Source organism: Streptomyces sp. NPDC054847, from assembly GCF_053610925.1.
On the sequence record NZ_JBSGZJ010000302.1, the window covers coordinates 1 to 8956 of the forward strand.

Here is an 8956-nt window from a genome sequence, read left to right on the forward strand (position 1 = left end):
GGGTGAGACTCCCATCGGCTACTCGGCGGGAAGCTTCACTCGACGTCATCTCCTTCATCGGGGTCGAAGTCGAAGGCCAGCTGGCCCGACAAAGCGTCGTCCGGCGCGGCCGTAGCCCTGGGCTCCGTCGGGTCCAAAGCCTCCTCGATCTCGTGAGGCAGAGCGTAATCGTCCGCGAGTCGCGCAAGATGGAGGATCAAGGGCAGAGCCAACCCCTCGCGACCAGCACGGTAGTCCTCGCTGAAACGCTGCTGGTGCACGAATGCGGCCCATGCCTCCGCATCGTCACCGGGCTGAAGGCACGCAACGGTCAGTTCGAGGAGGTCCGGATTCCAGGCGTTCGCCGTCGGCCGGTAGGCGTTGTTGCCCGAGGCGTTGGTGTGCGGAGTGAGTTTGGCGTCGTCGTTGGTGAGATTTGGCTGCGAGCCGGACTTGCCGGTCGTGCTGTAGAAGACGCGGTCCGAGTCACCCCGCACTCCGGGCCGCCACAGCCCCATCGCGATGCCCCCACGCTGCTGGCCCTCCAACTCGGGAGAGCGTTCCTCCGCCTCGGCCCAGCACTGTGCCGTTTCGTCCCGGCTGCCATCGGCGATCCGAACGATACGAAGCTGCTTGCCGTACAGACCGATCCGCTGAAGGGGACCCCCGTCGAGGCCGAGCCTGTCCCGTTCCAGCCCGTCGTTCCTCAGCCATGGCCAGCGCTTCCGGACGTCCTGGGCGTGGGTCAGAACGAGCGTCGGGGTACTGCGCAGCTGCGCGAGAGTCTTCTTGACGAAGGCCGCCATGAGGGCCGACTGCTCCGCGCTGTTCTTCTTGCCTTCGACCCTTCCCGTCAAAGACTTGAGGAGTTCGGGGTACGGCACCCATGCGTGCATGTCGGCCGACTTGCCCAGCACGCATTTCGCGCCCGGTCGGATGAGCACCGCGATCGGCGTGAACTGCTGCTTGCCTGTGGGCCCGTCAAGGCGGCGTTCCACGAGGTGGAAGGCCACCTGGTTCAAGTTCGCGGGGATGCGCGTGTCACCGAGCGTGTGCTGAGGCACCAGCCGCATGCCGGTCTGGCGCAGGCCGTCCGACCAGGCCGCGGCGGCACGCAGACCTGCGTCGGCGAGAGCCTCCTCCGTCTCCGCATCCGGGTCCGGTGGACGAATGAATTGGGTCACCAGGCCTGCGTCCGCGCAGCCGAGGCGGATCGCGTGCTTGGGGTCGGTCCGTCGCTTGGCGTGACGGAAGGCATCCTGGCCGTCGAGCTCCACGAAGGCCAGCCGCACCCCGGGGACGGCTTCCCGCAGGGCGGCCATGGCCCGCGCGACACCGATACGCCGCTCCTCAATGGCCTTGTCGTGCTCCTGTCCCCGGCGCGGCACGCCGTCGCCTCCCAGCGGTGCACCGAGAGCGCCCAGGGGCCGAGCGTGCAGCCGGACGGTCAGCCCCTCCGCCTCCCACACCCAGGCATCGGGACCCTGCTCACGCCGATGCCCGGACAGCCCCAGCCCCGTCTCCGCCGCTGCGATCATCTGATCGCGGATGGCGTCGTTCTGGTGGAGCACGATTGCGGTGAGGTCTTCTCCTTCGAGAGCTTCGGCCAGGCGTGCCCGCAGAACCTGAGCGTTGTGGGCCGCGTTCAGCTCACGCTGGTCCAGGATGACCGCGCGCTCTTCGGGATCCTTCTCTTCCATGTTCTTGGGAATGGACGGCAGCTTCTTGAGCTGCTTCTTGGGCGGCCGCGCGTACGCACTGCGCTCGAGCTTCGGAACGGAGACGAACTCGGGAGCGATCGCCTGCTCCGCCCACTCGATCAGCCGTCGGCGTTCACTGGGCATCAGTCCGGTGCCGATCGTGTGCCTGCCCATGGCCGCCTGGTGCCCGATCGCGATCCGGATGCCGTCCCGGCCGTGGATCCAGTGGTCAGCCTCCTTCACCAGCCGGTCCGGGGACGGCAGTGCGTCGAGTGCGCTGATCCCGGCGAGCATTCCTTCTGCTCCGCCCTGGCGCCAGTCCGTGGTGCCGTTCTTCCACTCCAGCATGGCGACGGCGAAACGCTGCGGCTGCGGGCCGTCGTGGACGAGGGAGTCGTCCGGGAGCAGGTACGCGGACACGCCCTTGCCGTACGGCATGTAGACCTTGCCGGTGACGAACCGACGCACGCCGGCGGCCACGTGGACGCGCGGGACGGGTGAGAAGGGAACGGTCCGCACGGTGATGCGGAGCGTCGCCGCGTAGTAGGCCGGCTTGCCGTCGCCGCCACTGCGCCGCCCGGGTACATACTCGATCACGTTCGACATCAGCTCGCCGCCCCCGCATCCCTGCCCCCTGGCCCCCGTGCGGCCGGCGACCTGTCGGAACGACAGCTGCTGCCCGTGGTGTTCGTACGATCCCTGGCGCGCGATCCTTTCGGCGAGGACGTCGGGAAGCAACCGGTACACGTGGGGCGCGGGCAGAGCGGTTCCTCCGGGCGACACCTTCTGCTCAAGGAGGTCGACCCTGCCGGGCCGCCAGCTGAGAGCCGCGGTGTCGAGGTCACGAAAGCAGTTCACCAGCAGGGCCGCGGTCTCGGGATGGCCGGCATCGCGCAGGAGGCTCTTGAGCCAGGTGGCGATGTAGAGGTTCGTCACCGCCATCGGGTACGGGTCCTGGCAGTACAGCCAGGGGTTCTCCGAGCCAAACCGTGCCGTGGAGTCGACCGTGACGATGTCCGGCGCTGTGGCGCGCATCAGCTGGTTGACAGCCGCTGTGGGTACGCGGCGCCGTCGCTCGGCCTGCCCCTCGGTCATTCCGCCGTGGTAGAGGCGCAGGAGTGGTTCCTCCCAGTGGGCGGGCAGGGAGAGCGTGTGCATCGGGACGACGAAGGGTCCCCGCGCCGGGTCGGGCAGGTACGCCGCTGGACGGTTGTACTGGTAGGCCATGGTGTCGGTTCTCCTCGGAGCAAGGCGTGAAGTCTTCGGACGCGACGCGAACACGTCGGGAGTGCGGTGTGGTGACGGATGCCGTCAGCCCATGTCCACCAGGGCGCGGTAGAGCGGTTCGTACAGCTCACGGACGAGGGACTTGTCGATCGGGGCGGGGTTCCGCTCGGCCGAGTTCCCGTCCTCGAAGTAGGGGGCGAGCACCTCACGCATACTCGCCAGCAGGCTGGTGTCGGGGGTGTCCGCGTCCTGGAATCCGGCTTCTCGGGGGGAGAAGGCCGCGTCGACAAAGACCACCCGGGCCGGCACGCCGCCGCGCACCAGGCGACCGATGACCTGCCACATGACGACGAGCTGGTCCCAGGTGAACGCCGCCTTCTCCTCGTCCCGCAGGCTGGACCAGGCCAACCGTCGGGTGAGGAAGCGGTTCCACTGACGGCGTGCGCGGCTGCGGAATGACACGGCCGCCTGGTCGGGTGTGGCGGCGGCGAGCGCGTTCTGTCGGAAGGACCCGTCGACATCCCGGAGTTGGCGTACGGCCCAGTCGTTGATGGACTGGATGGCGAGCGCGATGTCGTCGGGCCGCGGGTGTGGGCGTGCCAGGAAGTAGACCGTGCCGATGGCCGCCTTGCCATCGCGCAGGACGATGTTGTGTCCCCGCTCCACGGCGAGCAGCGGCGCGACGAGAATGTCGCCGCCGACCGAGGGGAATGTCTTCACGTCACCGCGGGGCAGCGTCCGTGCGGCGGCGTCCTCCGGCAGCCGGGTCCAGGCGGTGTCGGAGTCCGCGTCGTCGGACACGAGTCGGGTGACGCGGCCGTTCCACTCGGGGATCTGGTTGAGGTACTCGGCGGCCCGGCGTGCCTCGTCGTAGCTGCCGACGAGCAACAGGATGCGGCGGCGGTCCGGATCGTCGATCTCCTTCAGCTCGGCGTCCAGCATGCTCTCGGCGTCGGGCAAACTCCGGTCGGGCACCGCGAGCTGGTGCAGCATGTGCAGAAGGGCCTGCGGCCGTTCCTCGGGGTCGCAGCCGGACAGGCGCAGCGGCTTGGGCCGCTCGTTCCCGGGCCAGTACAGGAACTCCTTGCGGAACTCGCTGCCCAGTACGGCTTCGACTTCCTCATCGTGAGGACGCAGTACAGCCCCGACTTCGGCGTGCACGTGATACCTGCTCGACGTGCCCGCCCAGCTCGTCGCGGACATGAGCAGGACGTGCGGGCCCGGACGGCCGTCCACGGCGCACAGGTCGCCCAGCCGCATCAGCAGTTCGCGGCCCACACCGTTGCAGTGGAAGAAGCGGAGTTCACCGCTGCGGTCACCATCGCGCTCACGGTCGTCGTGGCGGAACTGGAAGCCGAGCACGTTGCCCATGGGCGACTCGGGGATGACCGCCTCGTAGTCCTTGGGAGGCCTACGGGAGAGCACGTTCGAGGCGCTCTCGAGATTGAGCGCGGCCTCGACGCGCGGCCACAGCGTGGTCATGAAGTCGAGACGGCTGTGCAGGGCGGAAAGGAGCAGGGTGAACTCGAAGCGCCGGGCCTGGAGGTCAGCGTCCGCGAGCACCGTGCTGTCGTCTCCGACGATGTCGGTGAGGGTGTCGCGCAGCCTCTCTCGCGTCCGTGCTCCCTGGGGCGCGTGCAAGAGTTCCAGGGCGAGGTGGACGAAGGTGTTCACCAAGGGTGTCACTTCGTCGTCGTCTCCCGTGCTCTGCTGCTCGTGCAGTGGGTCGTCGCGGAACCGGCCGAGCGCACCGTCCAGCGTCCGGGCCGCCGCAGGCGGGCGGTCGCCCTCCTTCCGCCCCGGGAACCAACTGTCCAGCAGCAGGTTGTGGAGGGTGAATGCGCTGAAGTAGTCGACGCTGATCCACCGCCTGAGCTTGTCGTCCTTGACGAGGAGGGCGAAGAGGCGGTCGGTGGCGGCGCTGACCGTGTTGACGGCGTTGGTCCAGTCGTCGACGTCACGGGCGGACAGCTGGAGCCGGCCGTCCCGGGCCATCTGCTGGAACTTGTGTACGGCGACCTCGTCGAACCAGGAGTTCGGGGCCTTGCCCACCAGAGTGCTGGCCGGCGCGAAGGCCGTGTCGAGCTGCATCTGCACCCGGTCGGCCTCGTCGACGATGATCAGGTCGCTGAGCCGGCACGCGAGTTCGAGGTACCGGAGCTGTTCCTCGTGCTGATGCAGCGGGACGGAACTGTGCACGAGACCGGCCGGGGTGGCGACCCACACCTGTGCGTCGACCAGATCACGGGCCCCGCGGTGGCGCGGACAGCGGTTCCACAACGGGCACAGTCTCCGCTGCGGCTTCGGGCCTTGTGCGTCACGCTGCGTGCTGTTCTCCTCCTCGAGGAGGGGATCGCCGTCCGTAGCCTCCTGCTCGGGGACGGTGTACAGCGTGATGCACGGTGCTTCACGGACGCCTAGCGGGCGGCGGGCTTCCAGGCCGCGCAGCACGTCGACGGGGCAGGCGGTGCTGAGGTAGGTGAAGCCCGCGTGGTCGTGCCCGAGCATGGTGGCGGCGCCCGCCGTGGCGGTGCGGCGGTGCAGCCGGTTGATGTTGCGCTCCCTGGTGGAGTGCCCGAGGACCGGCGCCGCCCGCACACCGAGCCGGTCGAACTGCTCCACCACGGCGAGCGTCTCGGCCACGTCACCGACGACGATGGTGACCCGGCGGGGTGTCCGGGTCACGAGGTGGTAGGTCAGGATGTCCCGGAGGGTGGACTTGCCGGCTCCCACCATCCCCACGAGGTGCAGCAGCCGGTCGATCCTCAGCCGTCCCTGTTCGGTGAAGCGGCCGAGTTCCGCGTCGCGCACGAGCAGTTTCACCCGCCGGAGCCGCCCGGCCCAGCCGTTGCGCGGCCCCTCCGGTGCCGTCGCCTCGCCGGCGTCCATCTCTTCGGCGGCCTTCTCGAGCTCTTCCCAAGTGACGTCGACGGGCTCTCCACGCCCGGCCGGTGGTGCGTCGAGCGCGTGGGCGCGCGGCAGGGTGTCCGTCAGCAGTTCCTCGTCGAACACCACGGAGTGGGTACGGTCCTGCACCCGGAAGGTGTGCTCTCCCTCCTCGGCAAACGGAACGGCCCGTGTCGCGAACCGCGGAGGGGTGCTTAGCAGTTCTTCGAAGATCTCGAAACGGCGTGCGGCGCGCGACGGCTCGCGACGGCGCGGCACGGAGCCGGGTCTGTCGATGTCGTATCCGCGCAGGTGCTGGGGGACCTCAAGGTAGTCGGTCAGCGCCTCCGACCAGGCGTGCCGTCGCCGCATGTCCCACAGGTAGTGGCGGGCGCGCAGAACGCGAAGCCGCTGTTCGTCGGTGCGGACGTCTCCGAACACCTCGCTGTACGGGTAACCGCCCAGCAGCGGCCAGACATCGGCGGCCGTGCGGGTGGGCGTCACGTCCTGCAGGAGGTACAGGCCCAGTTCGACGTCGAGAAGGTCGCCGGGGCGGAAGCTGCCGAGGTTCGCCGGCCACACCTCGGTGAGCTGCTGCGGCGAGCAGCGCCGGTGCCATCCCCTACGGTCACGCACGGCGTCCTCCTTCGGTACGCGGGTCCCCCGCCTTGTCACGCGGGGTGGAGATCTCATCGGCGACCAGCCGCAGGAAGGCCCGGTCGTCCAGCAGGGTGACCCGATCGGCCAGGTCCTCCGGCAGGTTGCGGCGGAACTGCCGCCCATACGCCTCGTTGTCACGGAAGCGGTAGCGGGGCACGACGAGGAACGCCCGGTCGTACGGCGGCTCGTTCCTGAACGGCGTGAGGGAGCGCGCCAGGAGAACGGGGTTCACCCGGTCCTTGACGTCCACCGCCCAGTGCCGTCGCCCAGGCAGGGGGACGCGCAGGTCGTACGCGTCGTAGTTGGGCCACATCTCGGCGGTGATCCCGAACTTCTCCTCCAGGGCGGCTTGCAGGTCGGTCTCCGCGAGCCCGGGGCTGGTGATGAACATCCGCAGGGGGCGGCTGAGCTGGAAGACCCCGCCTTTGTCGGCACGGAGCGGTGTGCCTACGGCCGAGGTGCCGTCGCGGCGGCACCGGTCCAGTTCGCATCGGTGACCGCCGTGCAGCAGCGGCACCATCAGGCAGCGGCAGCGAGCGCACTGCCGGTACGTGCCGCGCCGCAGGTAGGAGGCGGGTACCGGCTCGTAGCAGCGCTTAATCACGTCGTGCAGCAGCATCCCGCAGTCGGGATCGCCGCCGAGCAGCGCCAGCTCGGCGCCGGTCAGCACGGGCCTGGAGGTGAGCAGGGCCCGGAACGCGGTGTACGCCTGCGGGGCCTTGGCCGCGCGGCACACGGCGAGTGCTTCCCGGATGCGTTCGTTCTCGAAGAGCTCGGCGGCCGGGTCGGCCGCGCTCACCTCCCACTCCAGGCACAGCTGGTGCGGCAGCCGGGTCTCCGGATCGACGAGCAGCGCCGTTCCGGGAAAGTTGTCGGGCGGCAGCTTCAAGGGCCACTCGGTCAGAGGCCGTTCACAAGCCCAGCGGACCATCTGCGGCACACTGTCCGGCGGTTTCTCGCCCCCGCGCAGGCAGTGCAGGACGAGGCGGTTGTACGCGTTCTGCACCTTCGCCGGGTAGACCGGGTTGGGCACGGTCCTCTGCCGGGACAGGCACGCCAGGGCGCTGGCGATCTGGCGAAGCAGCCCCTCGTCCGTGCCAACAGCGTCCTCGGGCCCTGCGTCCCTCATGTCGGTCGTGGTCACGCCTCCCCCTCTCCCGCGAGGGTGCCGACGGGCGCGGCACTCGGACACCACCGGGACACCGGGCAGGACCGGCAATGCGGCCCGGGGCGGGCGTCCCACGTCTCGTCCTCCCGCCACGGACCGGCGTACCGCCGCAGCACCGAAAGCGCCTTCAGCTGTCGGCCGGGGTCCGTCGGGTCGATCACGTGAGGATCGGAACCGTCCGGCCGGAGGATCTCCACCTCGACGCGCGAGCCGTCCGGAACGCCGCCCAGTGCTCCCTGCGCCAGGAGCGTGACGGCCAGGGCGAGTTGGGGGTAGGTGTCGAGAAGGTCCTCGTGGTGGCGGCGCCGCTTCCGTGTCGTCTTGAGCTCCCGCCACACCCACGAGCCGTCCTCCTGGTACAGCAGGTCGGGTTTGGCGATGACGACGGCCTGCGCCGCGGTGTCGTGGACGACTCGGAGGGCTTCGGGCTCGACCCGCTGGATGAGGGCGGCGTCCTGGAAGGGACAGGCGTCGACGTGGTGGAGCAGCATGTCCCGACCGGTCGCGGCGTCCTCGTCGGAGACCCGCCAGCGTCCCTCTGTCCAGTTCTCGCCCTCCGGGGGCATGTCCCTGGCCGCACACGGCGGCCGTCCCGGGCGCCGGTGCAGCTTCTCGATCCAGCCGTGCACCGCCTGGCCGAGCCTGGCCGCGCTGCCGTACTCGTCGGACTTCGGCAGGTGCAGGGAACGGAGGAATCCCTGTGCGGGGCAGGCCGCGTGATAGCGCAGATCGCTGACCGACACCTTCCTCAGCGGTGCCACCTGCGAGGAGAGTCCGAGGACACCGGGCCTGCGGGGCACGGCCTCGCAGCCCGTGAACTGCTTGCAGTCGACGCAGGATGAGCCGGGTACCGGCCTGCCGCCCGCCACGACACGGGCCACGTGCGCGTGCCCGTACTCGGCGTAGTACGCCTCGGCCTCCTCGGCCGTCCCGTCGAACTGCACGCGCGGCTGTCCGTCGGCGAGCCCGACTTCGACAACACGCACCCGCTCGGGCCGGGCGGTGGGTCCGTAGGGCTGGAACGCGCGCGCCCACTTCCGCGGCCAGGCCGCCTGGCGCCCGTGAACGGCCACGTACACGGCGATGGCGATCTCGCCGGGCTCGGAGTCCTTGGCCTCGCCGTGCCGCAGCCGTCGGTACTCGCGCAGTCGTCCATCGGCCGACTCGTACCTGCGCCACCAGGCGTACATCTCCCAGAACTTGCCGTTCTCCCGCTGGGCCACCCAGTACGGACGGACCGGCCGCAGCCACTGCTCACCGTCGCCAGCGCACGCTCCCACGTACGTGCGAAGGGCGTGCTCGGCATACGTCAGGTGACCGGGGTGGAGGGCGGGGC

4 protein-coding genes are annotated in these 8956 nt (G+C 69.8%); all 4 read right to left on the reverse strand.

Translation table 11 applies throughout. From position 1 onward, the window contains the following. Window positions 1-35: 35 nt before the first annotated feature. Entirely contained in the window at window positions 36-2906 is a 2871-nt protein-coding gene (locus tag ACWGH4_RS24915; RefSeq protein ID WP_453464760.1) for a pPIWI_RE module domain-containing protein, read from the reverse strand. Between the two features lie 84 nt (window positions 2907-2990). After that, window positions 2991-6428 carry a pPIWI_RE_Z domain-containing protein gene (locus ACWGH4_RS24920; RefSeq protein ID WP_453464763.1) on the reverse strand — a complete coding sequence of 1146 codons (3438 nt, stop codon included), beginning with the start codon at window positions 6426-6428 and terminating at the stop codon, window positions 2991-2993. After that, window positions 6421-7596: a pPIWI_RE_Y domain-containing protein gene (locus ACWGH4_RS24925; RefSeq protein ID WP_453464766.1), complete on the reverse strand. Its 1176-nt coding sequence runs from the start codon at window positions 7594-7596 to the stop codon at window positions 6421-6423. The genes ACWGH4_RS24920 and ACWGH4_RS24925 overlap by 8 nt, the downstream gene beginning before the upstream one ends. Continuing rightward, a partial coding sequence (locus tag ACWGH4_RS24930) for a PD-(D/E)XK nuclease family protein (protein WP_453464769.1) occupies window positions 7593-8956 on the reverse strand: 1364 nt, incomplete at its 5' end. The genes ACWGH4_RS24925 and ACWGH4_RS24930, both read right to left, overlap by 4 nt.

Bases quoted from the DNA above. Each gene is read 5' to 3' on its own strand.
- ACWGH4_RS24915 (WP_453464760.1), bottom strand. From the start codon at position 2,906: ATGGCCTACCAGTACAACCGTCCAGCGGCGTACCTGCCCGACCCGGCG.